The organism is Paraburkholderia sp. BR10141, from assembly GCF_056155635.1.
Window position 1 is genome coordinate 65794 of sequence record NZ_JBMIQH010000011.1, and the last position, 26213, is coordinate 92006.

Sequence of the window (26213 nt, forward strand, 5' to 3'; positions counted from 1 at the left end):
GGTAACGCGATGCAAAACCCCAAGACGCTGAGCGCCGCGCACGGCGATGTGCAGACGGCCCCGAACCCGCCGCGCCTCGGCGAAGAAATTCTGAACGTGAAGGACGTGTGCCGGGGCTTCAAAAAGAACCAGGGCGAGCTGCTCGTGCTCGACGACGCCAACCTCCAGCTGCGCGAGGGCGAGATCGTCGGGCTGCTGGGCCGCTCGGGCTCGGGCAAGTCCACGCTGCTGCGCATCATCGCGGGCCTGATCTCGCCGACCTCCGGCGACGTCACCTGGCGCGGCAAGCCGCTCGAAGGGCCGGCCGAAGGCGTGGCGATGGTGTTCCAGACCTTCGCGCTGTTCCCGTGGCTCACGGTGCTGCAGAACGTGGAAGCGGGCCTCGAAGCGCAGGGCGTAGGCGCAGGCGAGCGCCGCGAACGGGCGCTGGCGGCCATCGACCTGATCGGTCTGGACGGCTTCGAAAACGCGTATCCGCGCGAGCTTTCGGGCGGCATGCGCCAGCGCGTGGGTTTCGCGCGCGCGCTCGTGGTCGACCCGATGCTGATGCTCATGGACGAGCCGTTCTCCGCGCTCGACGTGCTCACGGCCGAAACGCTGCGTACCGACCTGCTCGACCTGTGGACGCAAGGCCGCTTGCCGATCAAGTCGGTGCTGATCGTCACGCACAACATCGAAGAAGCGGTGTTCATGTGCGACCGCATCCTGGTGTTGTCGTCGAATCCGGGCCGCGTGGTGGCCGAGATCAAGGTACCGTTCAAACATCCGCGCAACCGTCTCGACCCGGCGTTCCGCAAGCTCGTGGACGACATCTACGCGAAGATGACCGCGCGTCAGACCGACGAGACGACCAGGAAGGGCCTCGAACTCGGCAGCTGGCTGCCGCGCGTGTCGACCAACCTGATGGCCGGTCTGATCGAAACGCTCGCGATGGCGCCGTATCACGGCCGCGCCGACATGCCGGAAATTGCGCGCTCGCTGCATCTGGAAGTGGACGACCTGTTCCCGATCGCGGAAGTGCTGCAGAACCTCGGTTTCGCCGACGTGCGCGAAGGCGACGTGCTGCTCACGCCGCCCGCGCGCGTGTTCGCGGAGTTCGGCACGCAGGAGCGCAAGATGATGTTCGCCGAACATTTGCTGCGCCACGTGCCGCTCGCGGCGCGCATCAAGAAAGTGCTCAACGAGCGCCCGGGCCATCGCGCGCCGCGCGTGCGTTTCGAGCAGGAGCTGGAGGACTTTCTCTCCGATGGCGCGGCGGAAGAAACGCTCGACACCGTGATCGACTGGGGGCGTTATGGCGAGATCTTCTCGTATAACGACCAGTCGGAAATCTTCAGCCTCGAAGACGTGGAGTCCTGAGCGACGCGCTTTTCGCCAGGCATTAAAAACGGTCGCGGGGTGCGTTCACCCGGCGACCGTTTTCGTTTGCGGATGAGGCAGGCTATTGCAGCGTGCCCCAGCGCTCCACCGCGGGCTCGGCCGTGGCCCACTTCCAGCCCGACTGGTCCTGACAGGCGCTCGCGGTGAACCACTGCTCGGGCGCGTCGGCTTTCTCGCCGTCCTGCACCGAGAATACGAAGTCCTTGCACAGCGTGAGGGCGTTGGCGAACGCGCGCGTCACGCGCACCTGGCCGTGGCCGTTCTCCACGGGCAAATCGTGCTTGATGCGCCAGAGGTCCATGCCGCCCACGGGCAGGCGGCCGGCTGTTTCGGCGATCAGTGCCTGCTGGTCCGCGTGCATGTTTTTCATGAAGCGGCCGACGGCTTCGTCGGTGGCCGCCTGCACGGCAATGCCTACGCCGATGCCCACGGCAGGATTCGCCGTGACGATGCCCGTTGCCGCCGCAGCCGCAGCGCCGCTTGCCGCGCCGATCGACGAGCAGCCGCTCGCCGCGAGCGCGATGCCCGCGCAGAGCGCGGCCAGCGCGATGAGCATCACGGGGCGAGCCGTCGACGACTCCGTTGCAACGTGCCGTACGCGCTTCGCGCGCGCGTTCATGCCGTTCATTGCAGCGCACCCCACCGGGCGGTAGCGGGTTCGGCCGAGGCCCACTTCCAGTTGTCGCCGTCGCGGCACACCGATGCGACGAAGAACGCGCTCGAGGCGGGTTTGTCCTTCGTGGCCTCGTGGTCGACGGAGAACACGATCTCCTTGCAGTCGAGCGCACCGCTGCTGATCGTGCGGCTCACCGTGACGCGGCCGTGTTCGTCGTCCTCGATCGGGAACGAGTGCGTGATCGACCATGGCGCGACCGCGCCGACTGCGAGCGGGCCCGCCGCGTGGGCGATGCTGTTCTGGGTGTTGGTGTGGACGACGCGCTCGGAGTACTGCACGCCGGCCTTCGCCGCGGCCACGGCGCCAAGGCCGATGCCGGTCGCCACGGCGGCGTTGCTCGTCACTTTCGAGGCAACTGCTGCGCCGGCGATACCGGCGCCCGTTTGCGCGCCTTCGGAGTAGAGCGAACTGCACGCCGAGCACGCGAGGCTCGCCACCGTGGCGAGCAGCGTGAGCGACATGACGCGTCGCCGGGGAGGATGCGCGGAAGGGCGCGGGCTGCCGCCGGCAATCGCTTCCATGACCGCCGCTGACACCGATGGCGCAACGCGCGCCCGAGCACTTCGTTCTTGCATGATGATTCCCTGCCGCTAGCCGGATAGCGCCGCATTGCGCGGATATCCGGCATGTTTTGCTTACTTGACGTGCTGCGGATTGTGCAGCACGGCATTGCTTACGGGGATAGGTAAAGTGCAAGAAATTGCAAAAGGGCGTGCACGGCAGACCGACCTTTGATCGGCCTGCCGTACTGCTCCCGCCTCGTCGCGCAACGAGCGTGCCGCGATGGACGGGGGAGGGCAATCAGGCTTCGTCCGCGTCCGGCTCGGTGGGCGCTTCGCTTTCGCCATCGTCGGCGCCGTAGCTGCCGAGCCGGTTGTAGAGCGTCTTGAGGCTCACGCCGAGCGTGCGCGCCGCGAGACGCTTGTCGCCACCGCAGTATTTGAGCGTGCCGAGAATGATCTGCTTCTGCGCATCGGCGAGCGGCGTGCCGATCCAGACGCTCATGGCGTCGCCCTGGGTGACGGGCTTCTTCACGCGCGGCACCAACTGCGGATGTGCGATCTCCACGACCTTTTCCGCGAGGATGTACGCGCGGTACACGGCGTTTTTCAGTTCGCGCACGTTGCCGGGCCACGACCAGTTGCGCACGGTTTCGAGCGCGCGCTTGCTGAACGCCTTTTGCGTGCCTTCCTGGTCGTTCAGTTCGGTGAGGAAATGCTGCGCGAGCAGCTCGCGGTCGCGCTCACGTTCACGCAGCGGCGGCGCGCGCAGCGGAAACACCGCGAGCCGGTACATCAGGTCCTCGCGCAGGCAGTTTTCCTTCACGGCCGTTACGGGGTCGCGGTTGGTGGCGGCGATGATGCGCACGTCGCCGCGAATCGCTTCGTTGCCGCCCACCGGAAAGTACTCGCCAGTTTCGAGCGCGCGCAGCAGCTTCACCTGATGCAGCAGCGACATCTCGGTGATTTCGTCGAGGAACAGCGTGCCGCCGCGCGCGTGCTCGAAGTGGCCGTCGCGCGCCTGCACGGCGCCCGTGAAGCTGCCTTTTTCGTGACCGAACAACTCGGCCTCGATCAGTTCGTCGGGAATCGCGCCGCAGTTGACCGCGATGAACGGGCCGTCGCGGCGTTCGCTGTGGGCGTGGATGGTCCGGGCGATCAGTTCCTTGCCCGTGCCCGATTCGCCGACGATGAGTGCCGTCGCCTCGGTCACGGCCACGCGGTCGATCTGCGCATAAAGATCCAGCATGACCGCCGACGAGCCGTACAGCAGACCGTACGACTGCAATCCCGCGACGCGCGCCTCGGCGTCCGCTGCGGGATTTGCGTTGTTTTCGCTGTTGCGTTTTGTGGCGGCGGGCGAGCCCGGCTCGATTGACGCCATAGGGATGTTCGTCCTGCAAAGGTAGTGCGGGGCGTTTGCTTCTGCGCGCATCGGCATGCTTCTGCGCGTGTCGGCGAACAGGCCCTGCGATCCGGGGCTGGCCGTCCAGGACAGGTGCGGAACTTGCCGCTCCGACGGCCGCGAGGTTTGCGTCTTCGAGCCTGGTATCTCGCTTTCGCGTAAACATTTAACCACTGCCGCGCCTGACAGGGCAATGGACCTGTCCAGGCACAGCGCGAGGGAGTGTGGCACGCATCCTGCTGCGGAACTCGAGAAGCCCGGCGCCGTCTGCATGGATAGGGGCAGCGGATCGGCCACGCCCCGGGCGATGTCATTCGAGTCAACTCGCGTCTTCCGTCTTTGACGAGGCGTATCTGGGAGAAAGCGATATGTCGAAGAACCGCAGCGGTTTAGTAGGAACCCTCGTAACCGTCGGTGCGCTTGGCGCCATGGCTGGCATGCTGGCCTGGCGTTTCTCGCAGCGTCATCGCATGCAACGGCAAACCTTTTATCGCGATCTGAGCCGCTGGGAAGGCGAAGGCGGCTCACTTGCCGATACCACCGGCAACAACGGGCTGGGCCCGGAAGTGGCCATGGCCGGGGGCGCTTCGAACTCGCCTGCACATGGCGCGAAGGGCCGGATGCCGAATGGCGTGAACGGCGCGAATGGCTCGGCTGGCATGCCCTGGCCGTTTCCGCACAGCTAGAAGGCAGGCGTGGCAGGGCCACGCGAGAGCCGTGCCCGCTTGTCTCGAATAAGTCTATAATAGTGATATCAACAACAATCGAGGTTCGGGCGGCCCGCGGCTGACGGTATTGTTGCTCCGATGTAGCAAAACCGCGCATATTCAGGCTTTTGTCGTCTTGGGTTTGCGTCCGACCGTTTCGTACTCCACTGCAGCGCAAACACGTGCGTCGCGACTTCCGCGGTGCCGGGCAACGTTGTCCGGCACGCCTGCGAAGGGCGCGGCGCGCGCGCTTTGGAGCCATTCACCTATCAAGGCTGACGAGACGCGATGCCACATGTATTGATTGTCGATGACGATGCGCAAACCCGCGAGGCGCTGGCGGCCGTGGTGAGCGACGACGGGCTCACCACTGCCCAGGCAGGCGACCTGCGCGAGGCGCGCATCCAGCTCGTGCGGCAGACGCCGGACGTGGTCTTCACCGACCTGAAGCTGCCCGACGGCAGTGGCACCGACCTTTTCGAGGATCTCGACCCGCGCTCGGGCGTGGAACTCGTGGTCATCACGGGGCATGCGACGGTCGAGACGGCAGTCGATGCGCTCAAATCCGGCGCAATCGATTACCTGGTCAAGCCGATCAACCTCCAGCGCGTGAAGGCGATCCTGAACCGCCTGCCGCGCGCGGGCGACCTCAAGGCCGAAATCGGCACGCTGCGCGGCGAGTTGCGCCGCATGGGCCGCTTCGGCCTGATGCTCGGCAATTCGCCGACCATGCAGGAGGTCTACGACCAGATCAGCCGTGTTGCGCCGACGCCCGCCTCGGTCATGCTGGTGGGCGAATCGGGCACCGGCAAGGAAGTGGCCGCGCAGACCATCCATCAGTTGAGCCTGCGCCGCAAGCACGAATTCCTCGCGGTGAACTGCGGCGCGATCTCGCCGAACCTGATCGAGTCCGAGATGTTCGGCCACGAGCGCGGCTCGTTCACGGGCGCCGACCGGCAGCACAAGGGCTATTTCGAGCGCGCGAACGGCGGCACGCTGTTCCTCGACGAAATCACCGAAATGCCGATCGAACTGCAGGTGAAGCTGCTGCGCGTGCTCGAGACCGGCATGTTCATGCGCGTGGGCACGACCAAGGAAATCGAGACCGACGTGCGTCTGATCGCGGCGACCAACCGCGACCCGGAGCAGGCCGTCGCCGAGGGCAAGCTGCGTCTGGACCTTTATCACCGCCTGAACGTGTTTCCGATCAGCCTGCCGCCGCTGCGCGAGCGCGGCAAGGACGTCGAGCTGCTCGCCCAGGCGTTCCTCGACGAGCTGAACGAGCGTCACGGCACGAAGAAGCAGTTTCCCGCGGCGGTGCGCGACATGCTGGCCGCCTACCCGTGGCCCGGCAACGTGCGCGAGCTGAAGAACTACGTGCAGCGCGCGCACATCATGTCGGGCAACGACGGCGATTTCACGGCGACGGTGCCGCTGCAGATCTCGCTCTCGAAGCCGATTGCGGGCACGGCGGTGACGATCCCGTTCGGCACCTCGCTTGCCGATGCGGATCGCCAGCTCATCCTCGCGACGCTCGAGCAGTGCGGCGGCGTGAAGACGCGCGCGGCGGAAATCCTCGGCATCAGCCTGAAGACGCTCTATAACCGTCTTGTGGAGTACGGCAACGAAAGCGCCGGCAAGGGCGATGCGCCCGCGCGCGTAGCCGGCGCCTGAGCAGCATGTGCGAGCGCGTCCGCCTGGGCGCGCTCGCACGGGCGGTACGACGCTTGCAGTGTGAGTTTCGCGTCCACGATGAGGAGCGAAAAATGCCGAGCTGCAAATCCAGTGATGCCGTCCGCGTGAAGCCCTGGCTCGCGCATACCCCGCAGCCCGACGAACCGCCGCCGGACCAGCCCGGTGAGCCCGACGTGCCTCCTATTGGCGATCCACCAGAGCCACCGGGCGAAGTGCCGCACGCGCGGCCCCGATTCGACCCTTCGGTCTCCTCTCGATTTCGTCGTTCGTCTGGCGCATTGCCCGCCACGTGAGCATCTGCTCGCGCGGCCTTAAGAAGTCATCAGCAGATCCTGATGGTTTTTATGTACTAGTTACAAAGGCCCCACCATTTTTACCGGCGGATTCACGCGGCAACCCCTGGACTATAAAAAAGCGCCACGGCCGCGTGGCCGCCTTCCCGCTGGAGGCATCGACATGAGACATCCTGCCTTGCGCCGCTCCGCACGTTACACGGGCAAGCGTGGCCCGCGCGATTCGCAAGAGAAAAGCAGTCCGCAGCAGTCGAACGCGCCGGACCCCGCGGGCCAGAATCGCGCAGCGCCCGGCGTGCCGCCCGACGGCGAGCACAACCAAGGCGGGGCGCGGGCTGAGGGCATCGAGTACCAGCGCGATCTCGGCTCGGAACAGGACGCCTGATCCGCTTCGAACCGCAGTTCGCCGCGCGCTGCTTGCAGGCCGGTTTCCTGGTCTCGCTAATCACCGGGCATTCCGGACTTGCGCGATTGCCGCGCGGAATTTGCTCGCGCCGTCACTTACGAGGAAAGATTTTTGCTCCGACCCTGTCTATCCGGCACGCGTCTTGCGTGCGTACCTGAAGCATTGTCTTCGGACCCAACGAAACAGGAGGTAGAGCCGCAATGGGCAGACTGATCGTGGTATCGAATCGCGTTGCGCCGACCCAGGAGGGCCGTCCCGCAGCGGGCGGGCTCGCAGTCGGCGTATTGGACGCGCTCAAGGAAACCGGCGGTGTGTGGTTCGGGTGGAGCGGCGAGACCGTCGCGGAACCGTCCGCACCGGTCATCGAGCAGCAGGGCAGCGTCACCTACGCGACGGTGGGTCTTACCCGGCGTGACTATGACCAGTACTACAAGGGCTTCTCGAATACGACGCTCTGGCCGACGTTCCACTACCGCAACGACCTCGCGCGCTATGAGCGCCAGGAGTACGGCGGTTACCTGCGCGTAAACGTATCGCTCGCGCGCCAGTTGCAGCCGCTCATCGAGCCCGACGACATCATCTGGGTGCACGACTATCACCTGATTCCGTTCGCGCGCTGCCTGCGCGATCTCGGGGTGAAGAACCCGATCGGCTTCTTCCTGCACATTCCGCTGCCGGTGCCCGAAGTCATGCGCTCGGTGCCGCCGCACGAAGAACTCATGAAGTTCATGTGCCACTACGACGTGGTCGGTTTCCAGACCGACGCGGACCGTCAGGCCTTTCTCGACTACATCGAGCGCGGCGGTCATGGCACCGCAAGCGACGACGGCATGGTCCACGCGTGGGACCGCTTCCTCAAGGTCGGGGCGTACCCGATCGGCATCTATCCGGACGCCATTGCCAAAGCCTCGTCGCAGTTCGCCGACCGCAAGGCCGTGCGCAGCCTGCGCGAAGCCATGCGCGGACGCAAGCTGATCATGAGCGTGGACCGGCTCGATTATTCGAAGGGGCTCGCCGAGCGCTTCCAGGCGTTCGAGCGCCTGCTGCAGAACGGGCCGGGCTGGCATGGCCGCGTCTCGCTCCTGCAGATCGCGCCGCCGACGCGCTCCGACGTGCAGACCTACCAGACGATTCGCCGCAATCTCGAAGGCGAGGCGGGCCGGATCAACGGCCGTTTCGCGCAGCTCGACTGGACGCCGATCCAGTACCTGAACCGCAAGTACGAGCGCAATCTGCTGATGGCGCTGTTCCGCGAGGCGCAGGTGGGCTACGTCGCGCCGCTGCGCGACGGCATGAATCTCGTGGCGAAGGAATACGTGGCGTCGCAGAATCCCGACGATCCCGGCGTGCTGGTGCTTTCGCAGTTCGCGGGCGCGGCCGAACAACTACCCGGCGCGCTGGTCGTGAATCCGTACGACCTGAACCAGACAGCCGAGGCGCTCGAGCGCGCGCTCTCGATGCCGCACGCCGAGCGCGTCTCGCGATACAACGACATGATGGCGTCGCTGCGCGAGAACAATCTTTCGGTGTGGCGCGATACGTTCCTTGCCGATCTGCGCAGCGTGGCGACGGCCGCTTCGGTCACGGCCAGGGCGCGCAACGCCGCACCGGCGGGGAAAGCTCCCGTGCAAACGAGCGCGCCCGAACAGCCGCATCGCGCAGCGCGCGCGTAGCGACGCAGCGGTGAGCGGCGAGGCGGCGTGACGCCTTTAGCCCTCTAACGTTTTTCTCGACGCAATTGCATCCGCGCGGCGGCCTTCGGGCCGCCGCGTTTTTTTACGTCCGCGAGATCGATACCTGGCGATACCCGGCGATACCCGTCGATCCGCGGCGCGGCCTGCGCTCAGACCCGCTGGCCGCTCGGTGCGGCGAACGGCATTGGCGCGCGGGTCGGATCGAAATCGGCCCAGTGTCCGTCGTGCCATTGGCCCGAAGCGCACTCGATATCGGCGGCGCCGCTGTCGCGCAGCAACTGCGCAGCGAGATCCTGGTTCTCGTAGCAGACGTGCACCGAGAGCAGCACGCCGTCGCTGCGCGTTTCGCGATGCACCCGCTCGTGGTGCGCCGAGATTTGCTGCGCAGCGGCTTTTGCCCCGACGCTCGCGCCGATGCGCGCGCCGATCCAGGCGCCTACGCCGGCCGCGATCACGACCGAAGGCAGCGCAGCCGAGAACGCGCTGAAAATCACCACGCCCACTACGGCGCCCGCCACGGCGCCTGCGGTGATATTGCGGGTGTGATGCGGGTGCCCTGCGGCGAGCGTAGGCGGCGCGCCCATCGCCGTCCCCTGGACGCTGTGGTGCGCATGCTGGCCGCGCGGATTGACGAAGAACAGGTTGACGTCTTCTTCGAGGAAGCCGCCCGCGTACAGCTTTTCGGCGGCGGCTTCGGCGGCGGGAAAGGTCGTGAACCGACCAGCGACGATCAGTGACATGGGAAGCCCCCTTTGCCGGACTCGGCAGGTTGACTCGCCGGGCGCAGCCGCGAATGCGGCTCGCCCTGAATCCATGTTAGTGCCTGCGCGCGCGCAGGGTTAGGCCGCGCTTAGCGCGGCGTGCGCGCCGCGGTGCCCGGCATGAGGCGCAGCAGGCTCACCACTGCCGCGACCGCGGCAAAGGCCGTCGCCACGTAGAGCGCCATGGTCGGCCCGTGTTGCGGTGCCACGCCGAAGATGAGCGCGACGAGCGCCGCGCCGAGCGTTTGCCCGGTGAGGCGCGCGGTGCCGAGCATGCCGCTCGCGCCGCCGCTGCGCTCGCGCGGTGCAGAGGAAAGAATTTGCCGGTTGTTGGGCGACTGGAACACGCCGAAGCCCGCGCCGCACAACGCCATGCGCCAGCAGATATCGAACACCGTGGGATGCGCGCCGAGTGTCGCGAGCGAGAGCAGGCCGAGCGCGAAGAGCGCGAGTCCGATGCCGCCTAGCATGCCCGCCGGATAGCGGTCGGAGAGCGCGCCCGAGAGCGGCGCGGCGCCGACGATGACGAGCGGCCAGGGCGTCATGAGGAGGCCCGTGTCGACCTGCGAGAAACCGAAGGTCTCCTGCAGCATGAAGGGCAGCGCGACGAACGCGAGCATTTGCGCGCAGAACGAGCACACCGAGGTGCTGATCGACAGTGCGAAGACGGGGTTGGCAAGCAGATCGACGGGCAGGAGCGGCGCGGCCTGCGTGAGCTGGCGGCGCACGAAGAACCAGCCGATCACGATCGCCAGCACGAATTCGAGCGCGACGAGGCGATTGCTCTCGCCGTGGCCGAGGCCGTCGACGGCAAAGATCAGGAGGCCGAACACGATGGCGTTGAGCACGGCGCTCAAATAGTCGTACGGCGCGGGGTGCCGCTCGTTCACGGGCAGCGCGCGCAGGCCCAGCATGAGCGCGGCGATGCCGATCGGCACGTTGATCGCAAAGAGCCAGGGCCACGTCGCGATGGCGAGCACGCCCGAGGCGAGCGTCGGCCCGACCGCCGAGGCGATCGCGACGACCATCGCGTTGATGGCCACGCCCCGGCCGAGCTGCGCGCGCGGATAGATCATGCGCACGAGCGCGGTGTTCACGCTCATGATCCCCGCGCCGCCGAAGCCCTGCACCATGCGTGCGAGGGCGAGTTCGGGCAGCGTGGTCGCCAGCGCGCAGCCGAGCGACGCGACGGTGAACAGCACCATGCCGGCCAGATACACGCGCTTGTAACCGATGCGGTCGCCGAGCGAGGCGAGCGGCAGGAGCGCGATGGTCACCGAGAGCTGATACGCGTTGACGATCCAGATCGAACTTGCCGCGCTCGCGTGAAGATGGCGTGCGATGGTCGGCAACGCGACGTTGGCGATCGCGCCGTCGAGCACGGCGAGCGTGATGCCGAGCGCGACCACGAGGATCGCGTAGTAACGTTGCGGGAAGGGCAGGCCGTTTTCGATGTCGGCGGTGGAATGGGCGGAGCGTTCGGAAAGCGTGGGCATCGACGGGAGAGGCGGCGCGCGATGGACGTGCGCCGCCGGCTGGATGTTGTTTTCTGGTGTTCCGTGGCGGCTTATTTCAGTTCATAGAGCCCGACGTAGGTGGTCGAATCCACCTCGTTCAGATGCGTCATGAAACGCGCTACCGCGTTCGTCGTTTCCGGCGTGACGGGCAGTTGCGCTGCCTTGAGCGCATGCACGCGGAAGATGTAGCGATGGGGTTTGTCGCCGCGCGGGGGCGCCGCGCCGCCGAAGCCGACCGTGCCGTAGTCGTTGTGCACCTGCACTGCGCCCTGCGGGAGCAGGCTGCCGTCGGCCTTGCCGGCGTTGCGGGCGAGCGAGCGCACGTCGGGCGGAATGTTCACCACGACCCAGTGCCAGAAACCGCTGCCCGTCGGCGCGTCCGGATCGTAGACGGTGAGCGCGAAGCTTCGCGTGTCGGCGGGCGGCTCGTCCCACTGCAGCGCGGGCGAAACGTTGTCGCCGTCGACACCGAAGGCCCGGTCGTCGAACTCCTGCGCCTTCGGCATGAAACCGTTGCTGGGAAAGTCATCGGACCAAAGTCGGAAATCAGCCATCGGGTGTCTCCTTCGCTTGGGGTCGTGGGACGGTTGCGCCAGCACGTGTGACGCGTGCAGGTGGGCGCGCAGCCGGTCGATCGAGTTTATCACCGCGGGCCCTACAGGCAGGGCCAGCTTCGCAGCGCGAGATGCGCGGCGCATCGGCTTGCGGTCACGTTTCGCGTGACATCTCGCGAGGGCGTGTCACGACCGCGCCTCGAACCAGGTCGACGACTCGTCTTCGAGCCATGCGGCCAGCCGCTCGACGACCGCTTGCGGATCGTGCTGCGCGCCACGCAACGCGCATTCCCAGATCACCGCCACGCGCCAGCCCTGGGCTGCGAGCGCGGCGAGCGCCTTGGCGTCGTTCAGTCGGTTGCGCGCGATCTTCTCGCGCCAGAACTCGGGGCGCGTTCGCGGCCACTTGAAGAGCGCGCAGTTGTGGCCGTGCCAGAAGCAGCCGTGCACGAACACCACGGCGCACCGGCGCGGCAGCACGATGTCGGGCCGGCCCGGCAGCTCGCGCACGTTCAGGCGAAAGCGAAAGCCGCGCCGGTGCAGCAGACTGCGGATCAGCTTTTCGGGCTTCGTGTTGCGTCCGCGTATGCCGGACATCATCCGGCTGCGGGTCGCCGTATCGACGACGTCCACCATCGTCTGTCGCCTCGCTTCGGTTGGCCGCGGCGCGCGCCGGTCAGCGGCCTCCCGCCGTGGCCGTCGCCGAGGCCGCGTTGCGCTTGGCGCGCGTGGTGCGCGCGACGGCGGGAACCGTCGTCGCTTGCGCACGCGGTGCTTCGTGCCGTGCGGCCAGCAACGCATCGAGATGCGGCATCATCGTGCGCGCGACTTCGCGCATCACCGGCATCACCACGCTGTTGCCGAACTGGCGGTACGCCTGGGTGTCGCTCACCGGAATGCGGAAGGTGTCGGGCAGGCCCATCAGCCGCGCACACTCGCGCGGCGTGAGGCGGCGCGGGCGCGATCCTTCGCCTTGATAGACGAGGATCTCCGAGCCGTCCTTGTGATAGCGCGCAGAAAGCGTGCGCGTGACGCTATCGGGAAACGCGAGGCCGAAGCCAAAGCCGTTGCCGGCCGCGCGATGCTTCTCTGCGTATTGCTGCAGATAGGCCCAGAGCCCCGGCGTGAGCGTGTACTTCGGCTGCACGCGGCGCGCGCCGTGATCGAAGAAGCGCTCGCCGTCCCACGGCAGCAGCGGCTCGCAGCCGTCGGTACGGTGCAGGATCGAGGCGAGCCGCGGGCCTTCCTCGGGTAGCGCGAGCGCGTCCCACGAGAACGCCGCCGGCTCGCGAAAACCGACGATGATGATGCGTTCGCGATGCTGCGGCGTGAAATGGCTTCCGTCGATCACGCGGTAGTGCACGTCGTAGCCGAGTTCGTCGCGCAGCACCTGGAGGATCACGTCGAACGTGCGGCCACGGTCGTGCGAGACGAGGTTCTTCACGTTCTCGAGCAGGAAGGCGGCGGGCCGCTTCTCGGCGATGATGCGCGCGACGTCGAAGAACAGCGTGCCCTGCGTGGTGCAGGCAAAGCCGTGCGGACGGCCAAGCGCGTTCTTCTTGCTCACGCCCGCGATCGAGAACGGCTGGCACGGAAAGCCCGCGAGCAGGACGTCGTGATCGGGCACGTCGGCGGCGTCCACGGCCGTAATGTCGCCGATGAACGGATGATCCTCGCCGTAGTTTTCCAGATAGGTCTTGCGCGAGAACGGATTCCATTCGCTCGTGAAGACGCACTCGCCGCCGTGGGCCTCGAACCCCTTGCGGATGCCGCCGATGCCGGCGAACAGGTCGATGAAGCGAAAGCGCGCCGCGCCGCCATTGGCGTGAGCGCCGCCTAGCAGCAGTTCGCGCAGTGCGGCTTCGAGCATCGCGGGGCAGGGCGTCTCGCCTTTTTCCCAACGCCGCACGGTCTTCACGTCGCGGCCGACGTGTGTGGCGATCTGCTGTTGCGTGAAACGCTTGCGTGCCTGCTGGAGCAGGTCTCTCGGTTCGGCCGTGAGCACGGAGTCCTCGTTAGGGTATTTTTGCGGACATTATGACCGATGGTCGACCCGCGGCACCAGGAATTCCCGATGTGCGTGCGCGGACGTGCGCCGCGCAGCCGAATGCCTGCACGCGCGAGCGTTGAATACAGCGGGAAGTCAGGAGTGTTGGGGGCCGGCGTTTGCCTGCTTCGCGAGGGCCGCGGAGGCCGAGGCGACGTTTAGCTCGTGCAGGTCGAGGATGAGCAGCAGGCTGTCGATTTCACACAGCTGGCCCTTGTTCACGTGACCGGTGTCGAGCAGGCGGTGCAGGCGCTGGCGCCAGTAGAGCGCGGGGAGAATCGGCCCGCCGAAGTCGCCGGCGAGTGACAGCGGCATCACGCGGCGAATGTGCGCGATATCCTGATCGATGAGGGTCGACATCATATGACCGGCGGGGAGGGGACGCGTGGAGTCCATGAAGGCCTTTACGGCACTATTTTTCCCTACTTTAGGGTTATTTAACTCGGTATTTACCCGTAATTAGCCGGTCAGCTTCCGTTTATTCGGCAGCCGGCGGCGTCGCGCCTTGCACCTGGGCCGCGCTTTCGAAGAAACGCCGCGTCGCTTCGAACGAGTTCAGCATCTGCTCGGGCCAAGGCGTCTGCAGCATGACGGCCTGGTGGTTCTCGAACGCGGCGCCCAGCTGGCGGGCGAGTTCGGGCGAATTGAGGTGGCGCAGCAGCACGCTCACGGCGATGGCGGTGGCCTGGCTGGCTCCGGCCGTCTGCAGTTCGGAAGCGGTGAGGGCGGCGACTTGCTTGTTGATGTCCATGGAAAACCTGCTCGGGAAAGAGGGTGCGCGAGGGCGCGAAAGAGACGGGACGGGAATCTGCGAACCGGTTGCGGATTTCGCGGCCCGGCCTGCGCGGCTCGGGATGGCCCAGCGGCTGGTCCCCCTGGCAGGAATCGAACCTGCATCTAGCGCTTAGGAGGCACTTGTTCTATCCATTGAACTACAGGGAGCGCGAGGTCGAGCATGGCTCCGTTCGATCGCCATGTTTCCCAAGTGACCCGTCATGGCGCGGAGCGGCGCGCGAACCGGTTCGGCCTTGCAGGTCCGAGCGATATCGCGGCGCAGGGCCCAGAGTATAGCAAACGTGTTCGGGCGCGAAAATGACGCCCTTTAGCTGCGTGGGAATCGTCGCAATCAGAACTCGACGACGGCGAATTCCGCCTTGCCCACGTCGCACAGCGGGCAGCGCCAGTCGTCGGGTATTTCCGCAAAGCGCGTGCCGGCGGCGATGCCTTCGTCGGGCAGACCTTCTTCCTCGTTGTAGATCCAGCCGCAGATGAGGCAGACCCAGCTCTTGTACTCGATTACTTCGCTCACAGCGTGTCCTTCGTCTAGTCGATTCGATGCTTGACCCTTCATGCGGCCCTTTATGTGCAAGGCTGGGCGGCGCGGGCGACCCGCGATGTTACCGGAAAACGGCTCGCGTGCTGCCGCGCTAAAGGGAAGCTAGGCGCGGAGGCCCGACCTCCGCGGCCCGACCTGCGCGGCCCGGTACAATGCCCCCTTCAGGTCCACCGCACGCATCGCTTTCCATCCATGTCGCTTTACACCATCACAGACGCGCAACTGGCGTTCGGCCACGTCGCGCTGCTCGACCACGCGGACTTTTCGCTCGAAGCCGGCGAGCGCGTCGGGCTGATCGGCCGCAACGGCGCGGGCAAGTCGTCGCTGCTCACGATCGTCGCCGATCTCGCCAGGCCCGACGACGGCCTCGTCACGCGCCAGCAGGAGCTTTCGACCGTCTACGTGCCGCAGGAGCCCGACTTCGACGCCGACGCCACGGTCTTCGACACCGTCGCCTCGGGCCTCGCCGACGTGCGCGCGCTGCTCGACGAATACGACACGGTCGCGCACAAGCTCGCGGATACGCCCGAAGGCGCCGAACACGACGCACTGCTCGCGCGCATGAACACGCTGCAATCGTCGCTCGATCATGCCGACGCCTGGAGCTGGCGCACGCGCGTTGCCACGACGCTCGCGCAGATCGGCCTCGAAGGCGAAGCCCGCGTGGGCGCGCTCTCGGGCGGCATGCAAAAGCGCGTGGCGCTCGCCCGCGCGCTCGTTGTGCAGCCCGATATCCTGCTGCTCGACGAACCGACCAACCACCTCGACTTCGACGGCATCCGCTGGCTCGAGGAACTGCTCGTGGCACAGCGTTCGAGCCTGCTCTTCATCACCCACGACCGCGCGTTTCTCGACCGCGTGGCCACGCGCATCGTCGAACTCGATCGCGGCAAGCTGCTTTCGTATCCGGGCAACTTCTCGCAGTACCAGGAGCGCAAGGCGCAGCAGCTCGAAGTCGAGCGCGTGGAGAACGAGAAGTTCGACAAGCTGCTCGCGCAGGAAGAAGTGTGGATCCGCAAGGGCGTGGAAGCGCGGCGCACGCGCAGCGTGGGACGTATCGCGCGCCTCGTGCAGATGCGCAGCGAGCACGCCGAGCGCCGCAACGTGCAGGGCAACGTGAAGCTCGACGTCGCGCAGGGCGAGAAGTCCGGCAAGATCGTCGCCGAACTCACGGACGTGACCAAGCGCTATGGCGGCCGCACGATCGTCGATAACTTCTCGTCGACGGTCATGCGCGGCGACAAGATCGGCTTCGTCGGTCCGAACGGCGCCGGCAAGACCACGCTGCTGAAGCTGATTCTCGGCGAGTTGAAGCCCGACGAGGGCACTGTGCGCGTAGGCACGAACCTGCAGGTCGCGTACTTCGACCAGATGCGCGCGCAGCTCGACATGGAAAAGAGCCTCGCCGATACCATCAGCCCCGGCAGCGACTGGGTCGAGATCAACGGCGCGAAGAAGCACGTCATGAGCTATCTCGGCGACTTCCTGTTCGCGCCCGAACGTGCGCGCTCGCCCGTGAAGTCGCTTTCGGGCGGCGAGCGTAACCGTCTGCTGCTCGCGCGTTTGTTCGCGCGGCCCGCGAACGTACTGGTGCTCGACGAACCGACCAACGACCTCGACATCCCGACGCTCGAACTGCTCGAAGAGTTGCTCACCGACTACGACGGTACCGTGCTGCTCGTCTCCCACGATCGCTCGTTCCTCGACAACGTGGTGACTTCGGTGATCGCGTCCGAGGGCGAGGGCAAGTGGCGCGAGTACGTGGGTGGCTTCACCGACTGGCAAACGCAGAGCACGCGTGCGCAGGAGATTGCCGAGGCGCGCGCGCCGAAAGAAGCGGCTGCTGCGGCTGCCGCTCCCAAGGAGAGCGCGGCTGGCCGCAATGCGCAACGTATTGTGAAGCTTTCGTTCAAGGAGCAGCGCGAGCTCGAGGACCTGCCCAAGCGTATCGAGGCGCTGGAGACCGAGCAGAAGACGATCGGCGCGAAGATCGAGGACGGGTCGATCTTTGCGAAGGACGCGGCCGAAGGCACGCGGCTCACCGAGCGCTACGCGGCGATCGACGAGGAATTGCTCGTCGCGCTGGAGCGGTGGGAGGAGCTGGAGAGCAAGCGCAAGTGATGCGAGACAAAGCGGCCTGATGAAGGCCGCTTTTTTTAAGGCGGGCGGCCCTTACTCATCCGTTCAGCCAGCCAACCCCCAAGCAAATTGCCGTGCGAGCCCAAATCAGTACAATACCTCGCGAATTCGAACAACTGCGCGAACCACTGCGCCGCCGCGAGCGCACCTGCCACCGCGGCGCGCAGCCGGTTCACTTCGTTGTTTCGTATCGGTTTTTTTGAACGCTCAACGCGTTTTCCCCGCAGATGTCCACAGGACCTGTGGACAAGCGCGCGGACAACCCCCTGTGGATCACCATGTCAACGAAGAAGTCCAACGCTGGAAACACTGGCTATAGCGAAGCGTCGATCAAGGTGCTCAAGGGCCTCGAGCCCGTCCGGCAGCGGCCGGGCATGTATACGCGCACCGAGAATCCGCTGCACATCATCCAGGAAGTCATCGACAACGCCTCGGACGAAGCGCTCGGCGGCTATGGCAAGCGCATCACCGTGACGCTGCACGCCGACCATTCCGTCTCCGTCGAGGACGACGGCCGCGGCATTCCGTTCGGCCTGCACCCCGAAGAGAAGGTGCCCGTCGTCGAAATCGTCTTCACGCGCCTGCACGCGGGCGGCAAGTTCGACAAGGCCGCCGGCGGCGCCTATACGTTCTCGGGCGGCTTGCACGGCGTGGGCGTCTCGGTCACCAACGCCCTGTCCACGCGCCTCGACGTGACTGTCTGGCGCGACGGCAAGGTCGCCGAAATCGGTTTCTCTGACGGCAACGTCACGAAGCAGCTCACTACGCGCAACGCCGCGCGCGACGACAAGAAGAGCGGCACGCGCGTGACCGCTTGGGCCGATCCTAAGTATTTCGACTCGCCCAATCTGCCGCTCGGCGAACTTCAGCGCCTGCTGCGCTCGAAGGCCGTGTTGCTGCCGGGCGTCGAGGTCGAACTCGTCATCGAGAAGACCGGCGAGCGCCAGAGCTGGAAGTATGAAGACGGCCTGCGCGGCTATCTGCTCGAAGGCATGGGCGGCGCCGACCTGCTGATCCCGCTGTTCGAAGGCGAGCGCTACGCCGACGCGCGCACCACCGACGACACCTTCGCCGAAGGCGAGGGCGCCGCGTGGGTCGTGGCGTGGAGCGAGGAAGGCTCGCTCACGCGCGAGTCGTACGTGAACCTGATCCCGACGCCCGCGGGCGGCACGCACGAAAGCGGCCTGCGCGACGGTCTGTTTCAGGCCGTGAAGAGCTTCGTCGAATTGCACAATCTCCAGCCGAAAGGCGTGAAGCTGCTGCCCGAAGACGTCTTCGCGCGCGTCTCGTTCGTGCTCTCGGCCAAGGTGCTCGACCCGCAGTTCCAGGGGCAGATCAAGGAGCGCCTGAACAGCCGCGACGCCGTCAAACTCGTGTCGTCGTTCTCGCGTCCGGCTCTGGAGCTGTGGCTCAACCAGCACGTCGAGCACGGCAAGAAGCTCGCCGATCTCGTCATCAAGCAGGCGCAGGCGCGCACGCGCGCGGGCCAGAAGGTCGAGAAGCGCAAGAGCTCGGGCGTGGCCGTGCTGCCCGGCAAGCTCACCGACTGCGAATCGACCGATATCGCGCGCAACGAACTCTTCCTCGTGGAGGGCGACTCGGCCGGCGGTTCCGCCAAGATGGGGCGCGACAAGGAGTACCAGGCCATCCTGCCGCTGCGTGGCAAGGTGCTCAACACGTGGGAGACCGAGCGCGACCGGCTCTTTGCGAACAACGAAGTGCACGATATTTCGGTGGCGATCGGTGTCGATCCGCACAGCCCCGACGAGACGGTCGATCTTTCGAATCTGCGCTACGGCAAGATCTGCATTCTCTCCGATGCCGACGTCGACGGCTCGCACATCCAGGTACTGCTGCTCACGCTCTTCTTCAAGCATTTCCCGCAGCTCATCGAGCGCGGGCACGTGTGCGTGGCGCGCCCGCCGCTGTTCCGTGTCGATGCGCCCGCGCGTGGCAAGAAGCCCGCGCAGAAGCTCTATGCGCTCGACGAAGGCGAACTCGAAGCGATCCTCGACAAGCTGCGCAAGGACGGCGTGCGCGAAACGCAATGGACCATCAGCCGCTTCAAGGGCCTGGGCGAAATGAGCGCCGAACAGCTCTGGGACACGACGATGAACCCCGACACGCGGCGTCTCTCGCCCATCGCGCTCGGCGACCTCGACTACGAGTCCACGGTTGCGCGCATGACGATGCTCATGGGCAAGGGCGAAGCGGCCTCGCGCCGTTCCTGGCTCGAGGAGAAGGGCAACGAAGTCGAAGCGGATATCTAAGCGCACGCGCCCATACAAGATTACGGAACGATTGAAACATGGACGATCTCTTTGCTGAAGTGACGGACGCCCCGAACGGCGACACGCTCACGCTCGGCCACTACGCGGAACGCGCCTATCTCGACTACGCGGTGAGCGTGGTGAAGGGCCGCGCGCTGCCCGACGTCTGCGACGGCCAGAAGCCGGTGCAGCGGCGCATTCTTTTCGCGATGAACGAAATGGGCCTGGGCGACAACGCCAAGCCCGTGAAGTCCGCGCGCGTGGTGGGCGACGTGCTCGGCAAGTACCACCCGCACGGCGACCAGTCGGCCTACGACGCGCTCGTGCGCCTCGCCCAGGACTTCTCGATGCGCTATCCGCTCATCGACGGCCAGGGCAATTTCGGCTCGCGCGACGGCGACGGCGCGGCGGCCATGCGCTACACCGAAGCGCGGCTGACGCCCATCGCCAAGCTGCTGCTCGACGAAATCGACATGGGCACTGTCGATTTCATGCCGAACTACGACGGCTCGTTCCAGGAGCCGAAGACGCTGCCCGCGCGCCTGCCGATGCTGCTGCTCAACGGCGCGTCGGGGATTGCGGTGGGTCTCGCTACCGAAATCCCGTCGCATAACCTGCGCGAAGTCGCGTCGGCGGCGGTGGCGATGATTCGCAACCCGAAGCTTTCGCATGCGGAGATCATGGAAAAGCTGCCGGGGCCCGATTTCCCGGGCGGCGGCCAGATCATTTCGAGCGACGCGGAAATTGCGGCGGCATACGAGTCGGGCCGCGGCAGCCTCAAGGTGCGCGCGCGCTGGAAGATCGAGGACCTCGCGCGCGGCCAGTGGCAACTGGTGGTGACCGAGCTGCCGCCGAACACCTCGGGCCAGAAGGTGCTCGAAGAGATCGAGGAACTCACGAACCCGAAGCTCAAGCTCGGCAAGAAGACGCTCACACCCGAGCAGCTGCAGAGCAAGCAGACCATGCTCGGGCTGCTCGACGCCGTGCGCGACGAGTCGGGCAAGGACGCGCCCGTGCGCCTCGTGTTCGAGCCGAAGACGAGCCGCATCGACCAGGCCGAGTTCGTCAACTCGCTGCTCGCGAACACGAGCCTCGAATCGAACGCATCGCTCAATCTCGTGATGATCGGCGCCGATGGCCGTCCGCGCCAGAAGGGCATCAGCGAGATTCTGGGCGAGTGGATCGGCTTTCGTTTCGCCACGGTCACGCGCCGCACGCAGCATCGCCTGACGAAGGTCGACGACCGCATCCATATCCTCGAAGGGCGGATGATCGTCTTCCTCAATATCGACGAGGTCATCCGCATCATCCGCGAGTCGGACGAGCCCAAGAGCGCGCTGATGAGCGCGTTCGGACTTTCCGAGCGCCAGGCCGAGGACATTCTTGAAATCCGTCTGCGTCAGTTGGCGCGGCTCGAGAAGATCAAGATCGAGAAGGAACTCGCGGAGCTGCGCGAAGAGAAGGCGAAGCTCGAAGAACTGCTCGCGAACGATGTGTCGATGAAGCGGCTCATCGTGAAGGAAATCGAAGCCGACGCGAAGCAGTACGGCGACGATCGCCGCACGCTCATTCAGCAGGAAAAGCGGGCGAGCTTCGAAGCGCGCGTGGTCGACGAGCCGGTCACGGTCGTCGTCTCGCAGAAGGGCTGGGTGCGTGCGCTCAAGGGCCACGGGCTCGATACGCAAGGTTTCACCTTCAAGGCCGGCGACGGCCTCTATGCGGCGTTCCAGTGCCGCACGCCCGATACGCTGATCGCGTGGGGCAGCAATGGCCGCGTCTATTCGGTGTCGATTGCGAATCTGCCTGGCGGCCGCGGTGACGGGGTGCCGGTCACGTCGCTCATCGAACTCGAAGCGGGCACGCATCTGCTGCACTACTTCGCGGCGAACGCGGAACAGCAATTGCTGCTGGCGTCGAGCAACGGCTTCGGCTTCATCGCGAAGATCGGCGACATGGTGAGCCGCGTGAAGGCAGGCAAGGCGTTCATGACGATCGACGAGGGCTGCGTGCCGCTCGCGCCGATGCCGATGCTGCCCGACGCGCTGCAGGTGGCGTGTCTGTCGTCGGGCGGTCGTTTGCTCGTGTTCGGCCTCGACGAGATGAAGACGCTCTCGGGCGGCGGACGTGGCGTTACGCTCATGCAGCTCGACGAGAACGAGAAGCTCGTGCAGGCGCTCGCGATCAGCGCGGCGGGCGTCGTGCTCGTGGGCACGGGCCGCGGCGGCAAGGCGACCGAGGACCTGATGGCGGGCGCGGTGCTGGCTCCGCAGATCGGCAAGCGCGCACGCAAGGGCCGCGCGCCGGACTCGAAGCTCAAGGTCGTGACGGGCATGCGTCCGGTGTTGCCGCAGTAACTTAGCTGCTCTGCATGGCGCCGGAGCGCTCTGCGTGGGACCGGAGTAAGCGCTGAAGCGCTAACTCCGGATCGCAAAGTGCTAAAGCGCTAACTCCGGCCGACACATATCCGGCGCGAATCGCGGCGCGGCATGGAATAATGCCGCGCAAAGGCATGGGACGGGAGTGCGTTGCACTCGCTCCCGTCGACATGCCGCCGATAATGACACGTTACGAGGGAAATCAAGCATGGGCCACGCGATCGCAGTCGCGCTCTTTCTGCATCTGCTGGGCGTCGCCGTCTGGGTGGGCGGCATGATCTTCGCGCATTTCTGTTTGCGCCCAGCGCTCGAAGACCTCTCGCCGCAGCTGCGCCTGCCGCTCATCGAATCGGTGTTCGGCCGCTTCTTCAACTGGGTGGGCGTCTCGGTCATCGTGATCCTGCTGACCGGCGGCTTCCTGCTCATGCAGTCCGGCGGCGAGCATGCCACCTGGCAACTGCACGCCATGGCGGGCCTGGGCGTATTGATGATGCTGATCTTCGGCCACATCCGCTTCGCCGTGTTCCCGCGCATTCGCCGCGCCGTGCAGGCGCAGAAGTGGCCCGACGGCGCGCGCGCCGTGGGCACCGTGCGCCGGCTCGTCGTCATCAATCTCGTGCTGGGTATCGTGACGATCGGCGTTGCCGTGCTCGCGCGCGGGTTCTAATCGTTTCTCCTGCAACGTTCGCGGTCTGCGCTTGACGCACTACAGGCGCTCCGCGAGCGCATGACGCTGCATGCAGCGCTCCATCGCGTCGAAGAACGCTTCTTCGGCCGCATTGCGCTTGCGTTCGCGATGCCACAGCAAGTGGATATCGACGTCCACGAGCCCTTCCTCCGGCGGCAGCCGCCACAGGCGCTGCCGCGCCAGATCGTCCCGCACCGTATGCTCGGGCAGGCAGCCAATGCCGTAGCCCGCAAAGATCAGCCGCCGCACCTCGTCCAGACTCGGTGACGACGCCACGATCCGCCCCGTGAAGCCGCGCTGGTCGCGAAACACGGTGAGCGGCGACAGGCTGTCGCCAATCTGGTCGCTCGTAAAGGAGACAAAATTTTCCGCGAGCAGGTCGTCCATCGTCAGCTGGGAAAGCCCGAAGAGCCGGTGATGCCGGCCGCAGAACATCGCGTAGCGCTGGCGCAGAAAGCAGCGCATGTCCAGCTTGTCGATGGGCGTGCGGCACAGGCTCAGGCCCGCGGTCGCGGTTTTCTGCAGCAGCGACGAGATGATGTCCGACGAGCGCATCACTTCGATCTGCAAGTCGATGCGCGGGTAGGCCGTGTGGAATTCCGCGAGAAATTCGTCGTACACGCGCGACTCGATGCGGCTCACCGTGAGCAGGCGGATCGAGCCGGTGATGTCGGCGGTGCGCTCGTCGAGGCCGGTTTCGAGCTGGGAAATCGTGCCGTAAATGTCGCTCGCAATGCGATAGACCTCTTCGCCCGCCTCGGTCGGTACGAACTGCGCGCCGCGGCGCTCGATGAGCTTGCGGCCGAGCGCGTCTTCGAGGCGCTTGAGCGCCTGGCTCACGGCCGGCTGCGTGACATAGAGCCGGGCGGCGGCGCGGCTCAGGCTGCGTTCCTGCATGATCGCGAGGTAGGTGCGCAGCAGGTTCCAGTCGAGACGGTCATTGAGAAAGCGGGTGGTATCGGAGCGCATGGGCGGTTTCCCGGCGCAAGGGTGCGCCAAGGGCATTAGTTAAATTTATGTGCAGAATAATAACGCGAAATTTGACTAATGATTTGTGGCTGGCGATAAAGCGTGCATGCAACACAAACCCATCCCAAACGCGCCTGAAGGAGACCGACGCATGGCCAGCCCACAACCCAGCACCCGGCAACCGGTGCGCGCCGCCGCCGCGGCGTTCATCGGCACGATGATCGAGTGGTACGACTTCTACATCTACGCCACGGCCGCCGCGCTCGTGTTCGGCGAGCTGTATTTCCCTTCTGAAGACCGCTTCGTGAGCACGATGGCGTCGTTCGCGACTTTCGCCGTCGGGTTCTTCGCTCGTCCGCTCGGCGGCCTGATCTTCGGCCACCTCGGCGACCGCATCGGCCGCAAGAAAGCGCTCATGACCACCCTGATGATGATGGGCGTCGCGACCGTCTGCGTCGGCCTGCTGCCGTCGTACGCGAGCGTGGGGATGCTCGCGCCGGTGCTGCTCGTGCTGCTGCGCGTGGTGCAGGGCATCGCCGTGGGCGGCGAGTGGGGCGGTGCGGTGCTGATGGCGGGCGAGCACGCGCCCGAAGGCCGCCGCACGTTCTTCGCTTCGTTCGCGCAGCTGGGTTCGCCGGCCGGCCTGATTCTTTCGCTGCTCGCGTTCCGCTCGGTCACGTCGCTCGACAAGGCCGACTTTCTCTCGTGGGGCTGGCGTCTGCCGTTCCTCGTTTCGGCGGTGCTGCTCGTGGTCGGCATCATGATCCGCCTTGGCGTGAACGAGTCGCCCGAATTCGAGAAGCTCAAGGACCAGCGCCGCACGCTCAAGCTGCCCGTCGCCGAAGTGTTCCGCTCGGCGTGGGGCCTCGTGCTGCTGTGCATCGGCGCGAACACCATCGGCATTGCGGGCGTGTACTTCACCAACACGTTCATGATCGCCTACACCACGCAATACGTCGGCATCACGCGCTCGCTGATTCTCGACTGCCTGTTCGCGGTGGCGATCATCCAGTTCCTCGTGCAGCCGCTCGCCGCGTGGCTCGCCGAACGCATGGGCGGCGCACGCTTCCTCAAGTGCGCGGCGCTCGCCGCGATGCTCTCGCCGTATCCGATGTTCGTGCTCGTGCAAAGCGGCAAGGTCGTGCCGATGGTGATCGGCATCGCGATCGCCGTGGTCTGCATGGCGAGCTTCTATTCGGTGATCGCAGGCTTCGTCTCCGGCGTGTTCCCCACGCGCGTGCGCTACTCCGCGATTTCACTCTCTTACCAGGTGTGCGGCGCGATCGCGGGCGGCCTCACGCCGCTGGTCGGTACGTGGCTCGCCCATCGCCATGTGGGGCAGTGGTGGCCGCTCGCGGTGTTCTATACGTGCCTCGCGGGCGTTTCGCTGTTGTGCATCGTCGCGCTCGACGCGCGCCGTCACCAGCATGCGTTAGACGAGGCGGGAGCCGAGGCGTTGAGCGCACGATGACGTTGTTCAGCTGTTTGAATAGTTCGACTGAAATGGATGGACCGATGAAAGACCTTTTGCAGATCGACGGCCCGCGCCTGTGGGCGAGCCTCATGGAGATGGCGCGTGTTGGCGCGACGGCGGGCGGCGGCGTGCGCCGCCTCGCGCTCACCGAAGAAGACCGGCGCGGGCGCGAGTTGTTCGCGCGCTGGTGCCGCGAGGCGGGCATGACGGTGTGGACCGACGAAGTGGGGAACCTGTTCGCGCGCCGCGAAGGCGACGATGCGCAGGCTGCGCCGGTGCTGATGGGCAGCCACCTCGACTCGCAGCCCGAAGGCGGCCGCTTCGACGGCGTCTACGGCGTGCTCGCCGCGCTCGAAGTCGTGCGCGCGCTCAACGACGCGGGCGCACGCACCGTGAAGCCGATCGAAATCTGCTCGTGGACCAACGAAGAGGGCGCGCGCTTCACGCCGGCGATGCTGGGCTCGGCGGTGTTCACTGGCGCGATGACGCTGGCGGAGGCACTCTCGCGCACGGACGCCGACGGCGTGACGCTCGGCGCCGCGCTCGACGCATGCGGCGTGCGCGGCACGCGCGCCGTGCAAGGCGTCGCCGTCGACGCCTACTTCGAAGCTCATATCGAACAGGGCCCGATTCTGGAGGCGAACGAGACGACCATCGGCGTCGTGACGGGCGGCCAGGCGATTCGCTGGTTCGACGTGAACGTGACGGGCGTGGCCGCGCACGCGGGCACGACGCCGATGCGCTATCGCAAGGACGCATGGTTCGGCGCGGCGCAGATGTCGCTCGACATCGAACGCACGATGGCGCGTTACGCACCGCTCGGTCTCGTGACGATCGGCCAGGCGCAGATCGTGAACTCGTCGCGCAACACGATCGCGGCGAACCTGACGTTCACGGTCGATCTGCGCCATCCCGACGATGCGCAACTCGATGCGATGGAGCACGACTTGCGCGCGCTATGCGCGGACGTGGCCACACAGCGGGGCCTCGGCGTGCAGATCGCACATTGCTGGACGAGCCCAGCCACGCCGTTCGATGCGCAATGCGTCGAGCTGGTCGCGCAGGCAACGGCGCGCTTTGGCTATCCACACGAGCGTATCGTAAGCGGTGCGGGCCACGACGCGATCCACCTCGCGCGCTACTGCCCGACCGCGATGGTGTTCATTCCCTGCGTGGCCGGTCTTTCGCACAACGAAGCCGAGGACGCTCTGCCGGAAGACATCACGGCCGGCGCGAACGTGTTGCTCAACGCCGTCGCGGCGCGCGCGGGCGTGCGCCTGGCCGTTGAAGTGGAAAACCCGGCCGACGCGTAAAAGAAATAGAAGGA

23 protein-coding genes and 1 tRNA gene are annotated in these 26213 nt (G+C 66.1%); 11 read left to right on the forward strand and 13 right to left on the reverse strand.

The window, feature by feature from the left end:
• Positions 1-9: 9 nt before the first annotated feature.
• Positions 10-1359, forward strand: coding sequence for an ABC transporter ATP-binding protein (locus ACOJB8_RS17230; RefSeq protein WP_069265506.1), 1350 nt, complete (start codon positions 10-12; stop codon positions 1357-1359).
• Between the two features lie 82 nt (positions 1360-1441).
• Here ACOJB8_RS17230 and ACOJB8_RS17235 read toward each other — a convergent pair whose 3' ends face one another.
• The 3 genes from ACOJB8_RS17235 to ACOJB8_RS17245 all read right to left on the reverse strand — a co-directional run bounded on the left by ACOJB8_RS17235 (position 1442) and on the right by ACOJB8_RS17245 (position 3940).
• Positions 1442-1999: a hypothetical protein gene (locus tag ACOJB8_RS17235; protein WP_406952912.1), complete on the reverse strand. Its 558-nt coding sequence runs from the start codon at positions 1997-1999 to the stop codon at positions 1442-1444.
• Positions 2000-2004: 5 nt separating this feature from the next.
• Positions 2005-2517 (reverse strand): hypothetical protein, encoded by a 513-nt coding sequence (locus ACOJB8_RS17240; protein ID WP_069265398.1) that lies wholly within the window; start codon positions 2515-2517, stop codon positions 2005-2007.
• Positions 2518-2857: 340 nt separating this feature from the next.
• Positions 2858-3940, reverse strand: a complete 1083-nt coding sequence (locus tag ACOJB8_RS17245) for a sigma-54 interaction domain-containing protein (RefSeq protein WP_069265397.1) — start codon at positions 3938-3940, stop codon at positions 2858-2860.
• Positions 3941-4329: 389 nt separating this feature from the next.
• Between ACOJB8_RS17245 and ACOJB8_RS17250 the strand changes: the two genes are divergently transcribed.
• From ACOJB8_RS17250 to otsA, 4 genes are all read left to right on the forward strand, one after another.
• Positions 4330-4647 carry a hypothetical protein gene (locus ACOJB8_RS17250; protein WP_342947898.1) on the forward strand — a complete coding sequence of 106 codons (318 nt, stop codon included), beginning with the start codon at positions 4330-4332 and terminating at the stop codon, positions 4645-4647.
• Positions 4648-4956: 309 nt separating this feature from the next.
• The gene (locus ACOJB8_RS17255; RefSeq protein WP_069265395.1) at positions 4957-6342 is read left to right on the forward strand and encodes a sigma-54-dependent transcriptional regulator; all 1386 of its coding nucleotides are present in this window, start codon (positions 4957-4959) and stop codon (positions 6340-6342) included.
• 477 nt (positions 6343-6819) lie between these two features.
• Complete coding sequence (locus ACOJB8_RS17260; RefSeq protein WP_069265394.1) at positions 6820-7041, forward strand: hypothetical protein; 222 nt, start codon at positions 6820-6822, stop codon at positions 7039-7041.
• Between the two features lie 221 nt (positions 7042-7262).
• Positions 7263-8735, forward strand: coding sequence for an alpha,alpha-trehalose-phosphate synthase (UDP-forming) (gene otsA, locus ACOJB8_RS17265; protein WP_083245302.1), 1473 nt, complete (start codon positions 7263-7265; stop codon positions 8733-8735).
• A 170-nt stretch (positions 8736-8905) separates the two neighbouring features.
• Here otsA and ACOJB8_RS17270 read toward each other — a convergent pair whose 3' ends face one another.
• The 9 genes from ACOJB8_RS17270 to ACOJB8_RS17310 all read right to left on the reverse strand — a co-directional run bounded on the left by ACOJB8_RS17270 (position 8906) and on the right by ACOJB8_RS17310 (position 14944).
• Positions 8906-9496, reverse strand: a complete 591-nt coding sequence (locus ACOJB8_RS17270) for a hypothetical protein (RefSeq protein WP_069265393.1) — start codon at positions 9494-9496, stop codon at positions 8906-8908.
• 110 nt (positions 9497-9606) lie between these two features.
• Positions 9607-11013 (reverse strand): MFS transporter, encoded by a 1407-nt coding sequence (locus ACOJB8_RS17275; RefSeq protein WP_342947899.1) that lies wholly within the window; start codon positions 11011-11013, stop codon positions 9607-9609.
• 71 nt (positions 11014-11084) lie between these two features.
• A complete protein-coding gene (locus ACOJB8_RS17280; protein WP_475013439.1) occupies positions 11085-11588 on the reverse strand; it encodes a YbhB/YbcL family Raf kinase inhibitor-like protein in 504 nt (167 codons plus the stop codon).
• A 186-nt stretch (positions 11589-11774) separates the two neighbouring features.
• Positions 11775-12224, reverse strand: a complete 450-nt coding sequence (locus ACOJB8_RS17285; RefSeq protein WP_475013440.1) for a very short patch repair endonuclease — start codon at positions 12222-12224, stop codon at positions 11775-11777.
• A 40-nt stretch (positions 12225-12264) separates the two neighbouring features.
• Positions 12265-13593: a DNA (cytosine-5-)-methyltransferase gene (gene dcm, locus ACOJB8_RS17290; protein WP_083245301.1), complete on the reverse strand. Its 1329-nt coding sequence runs from the start codon at positions 13591-13593 to the stop codon at positions 12265-12267.
• Positions 13594-13731: 138 nt separating this feature from the next.
• Positions 13732-13995, reverse strand: coding sequence for a hypothetical protein (locus tag ACOJB8_RS17295; RefSeq protein WP_069265504.1), 264 nt, complete (start codon positions 13993-13995; stop codon positions 13732-13734).
• 118 nt (positions 13996-14113) lie between these two features.
• Positions 14114-14386 carry a hypothetical protein gene (locus ACOJB8_RS17300; RefSeq protein WP_069265389.1) on the reverse strand — a complete coding sequence of 91 codons (273 nt, stop codon included), beginning with the start codon at positions 14384-14386 and terminating at the stop codon, positions 14114-14116.
• Between the two features lie 116 nt (positions 14387-14502).
• A tRNA-Arg gene (locus ACOJB8_RS17305) sits at positions 14503-14577 on the reverse strand.
• Between the two features lie 184 nt (positions 14578-14761).
• Positions 14762-14944, reverse strand: a complete 183-nt coding sequence (locus ACOJB8_RS17310) for a rubredoxin (protein WP_069265388.1) — start codon at positions 14942-14944, stop codon at positions 14762-14764.
• A gap of 219 nt (positions 14945-15163) precedes the next feature.
• Here ACOJB8_RS17310 and ACOJB8_RS17315 point away from each other — a divergent pair, with 219 nt between their 5' ends.
• The 4 genes from ACOJB8_RS17315 to ACOJB8_RS17330 all read left to right on the forward strand — a co-directional run bounded on the left by ACOJB8_RS17315 (position 15164) and on the right by ACOJB8_RS17330 (position 22422).
• The gene (locus ACOJB8_RS17315; protein ID WP_475013441.1) at positions 15164-17092 is read left to right on the forward strand and encodes an ATP-binding cassette domain-containing protein; all 1929 of its coding nucleotides are present in this window, start codon (positions 15164-15166) and stop codon (positions 17090-17092) included.
• A 296-nt stretch (positions 17093-17388) separates the two neighbouring features.
• Positions 17389-19380 (forward strand): DNA topoisomerase IV subunit B, encoded by a 1992-nt coding sequence (locus ACOJB8_RS17320; RefSeq protein ID WP_475013442.1) that lies wholly within the window; start codon positions 17389-17391, stop codon positions 19378-19380.
• A gap of 38 nt (positions 19381-19418) precedes the next feature.
• A complete protein-coding gene (gene parC / locus ACOJB8_RS17325) occupies positions 19419-21734 on the forward strand; it encodes a DNA topoisomerase IV subunit A (protein ID WP_069265386.1) in 2316 nt (771 codons plus the stop codon).
• Between the two features lie 229 nt (positions 21735-21963).
• Entirely contained in the window at positions 21964-22422 is a 459-nt protein-coding gene (locus ACOJB8_RS17330) for a CopD family protein (protein ID WP_069265385.1), read from the forward strand.
• A 39-nt stretch (positions 22423-22461) separates the two neighbouring features.
• Here the strand turns inward: ACOJB8_RS17330 and ACOJB8_RS17335 are convergent, their stop codons facing one another.
• Positions 22462-23412: a LysR family transcriptional regulator gene (locus tag ACOJB8_RS17335; protein WP_475013443.1), complete on the reverse strand. Its 951-nt coding sequence runs from the start codon at positions 23410-23412 to the stop codon at positions 22462-22464.
• A gap of 151 nt (positions 23413-23563) precedes the next feature.
• Between ACOJB8_RS17335 and ACOJB8_RS17340 the strand changes: the two genes are divergently transcribed.
• Both ACOJB8_RS17340 and ACOJB8_RS17345 read left to right on the forward strand, forming a co-directional pair.
• Complete coding sequence (locus ACOJB8_RS17340) at positions 23564-24883, forward strand: MFS transporter (RefSeq protein WP_475013444.1); 1320 nt, start codon at positions 23564-23566, stop codon at positions 24881-24883.
• A gap of 44 nt (positions 24884-24927) precedes the next feature.
• Positions 24928-26199: a Zn-dependent hydrolase gene (locus ACOJB8_RS17345; protein WP_475013445.1), complete on the forward strand. Its 1272-nt coding sequence runs from the start codon at positions 24928-24930 to the stop codon at positions 26197-26199.
• Positions 26200-26213: the final 14 nt, after the last annotated feature.

Excerpts from the sequence above, each read along its gene's own strand:
- ACOJB8_RS17230 (WP_069265506.1), top strand. The coding sequence starts at position 10 with ATGCAAAACCCCAAGACGCTGAGCGCCGCGCACGGCGATGTGCAGACG.
- ACOJB8_RS17235 (WP_406952912.1), bottom strand. The coding sequence starts at position 1,999 with ATGAACGCGCGCGCGAAGCGCGTACGGCACGTTGCAACGGAGTCGTCG.
- ACOJB8_RS17240 (WP_069265398.1), bottom strand. The coding sequence starts at position 2,517 with ATGTCGCTCACGCTGCTCGCCACGGTGGCGAGCCTCGCGTGCTCGGCG.
- ACOJB8_RS17245 (WP_069265397.1), bottom strand. The coding sequence starts at position 3,940 with ATGGCGTCAATCGAGCCGGGCTCGCCCGCCGCCACAAAACGCAACAGC.
- ACOJB8_RS17250 (WP_342947898.1), top strand. The coding sequence starts at position 4,330 with ATGTCGAAGAACCGCAGCGGTTTAGTAGGAACCCTCGTAACCGTCGGT.
- ACOJB8_RS17255 (WP_069265395.1), top strand. The coding sequence starts at position 4,957 with ATGCCACATGTATTGATTGTCGATGACGATGCGCAAACCCGCGAGGCG.
- ACOJB8_RS17260 (WP_069265394.1), top strand. The coding sequence starts at position 6,820 with ATGAGACATCCTGCCTTGCGCCGCTCCGCACGTTACACGGGCAAGCGT.
- otsA (WP_083245302.1), top strand. The coding sequence starts at position 7,263 with ATGGGCAGACTGATCGTGGTATCGAATCGCGTTGCGCCGACCCAGGAG.
- ACOJB8_RS17270 (WP_069265393.1), bottom strand. The coding sequence starts at position 9,496 with ATGTCACTGATCGTCGCTGGTCGGTTCACGACCTTTCCCGCCGCCGAA.
- ACOJB8_RS17275 (WP_342947899.1), bottom strand. The coding sequence starts at position 11,013 with ATGCCCACGCTTTCCGAACGCTCCGCCCATTCCACCGCCGACATCGAA.
- ACOJB8_RS17280 (WP_475013439.1), bottom strand. The coding sequence starts at position 11,588 with ATGGCTGATTTCCGACTTTGGTCCGATGACTTTCCCAGCAACGGTTTC.
- ACOJB8_RS17285 (WP_475013440.1), bottom strand. The coding sequence starts at position 12,224 with ATGGTGGACGTCGTCGATACGGCGACCCGCAGCCGGATGATGTCCGGC.
- ACOJB8_RS17295 (WP_069265504.1), bottom strand. The coding sequence starts at position 13,995 with ATGTCGACCCTCATCGATCAGGATATCGCGCACATTCGCCGCGTGATG.
- ACOJB8_RS17300 (WP_069265389.1), bottom strand. The coding sequence starts at position 14,386 with ATGGACATCAACAAGCAAGTCGCCGCCCTCACCGCTTCCGAACTGCAG.
- ACOJB8_RS17315 (WP_475013441.1), top strand. The coding sequence starts at position 15,164 with ATGTCGCTTTACACCATCACAGACGCGCAACTGGCGTTCGGCCACGTC.
- ACOJB8_RS17320 (WP_475013442.1), top strand. The coding sequence starts at position 17,389 with ATGTCAACGAAGAAGTCCAACGCTGGAAACACTGGCTATAGCGAAGCG.
- parC (WP_069265386.1), top strand. The coding sequence starts at position 19,419 with ATGGACGATCTCTTTGCTGAAGTGACGGACGCCCCGAACGGCGACACG.
- ACOJB8_RS17330 (WP_069265385.1), top strand. The coding sequence starts at position 21,964 with ATGGGCCACGCGATCGCAGTCGCGCTCTTTCTGCATCTGCTGGGCGTC.
- ACOJB8_RS17335 (WP_475013443.1), bottom strand. The coding sequence starts at position 23,412 with ATGCGCTCCGATACCACCCGCTTTCTCAATGACCGTCTCGACTGGAAC.
- ACOJB8_RS17340 (WP_475013444.1), top strand. The coding sequence starts at position 23,564 with ATGGCCAGCCCACAACCCAGCACCCGGCAACCGGTGCGCGCCGCCGCC.
- ACOJB8_RS17345 (WP_475013445.1), top strand. The coding sequence starts at position 24,928 with ATGAAAGACCTTTTGCAGATCGACGGCCCGCGCCTGTGGGCGAGCCTC.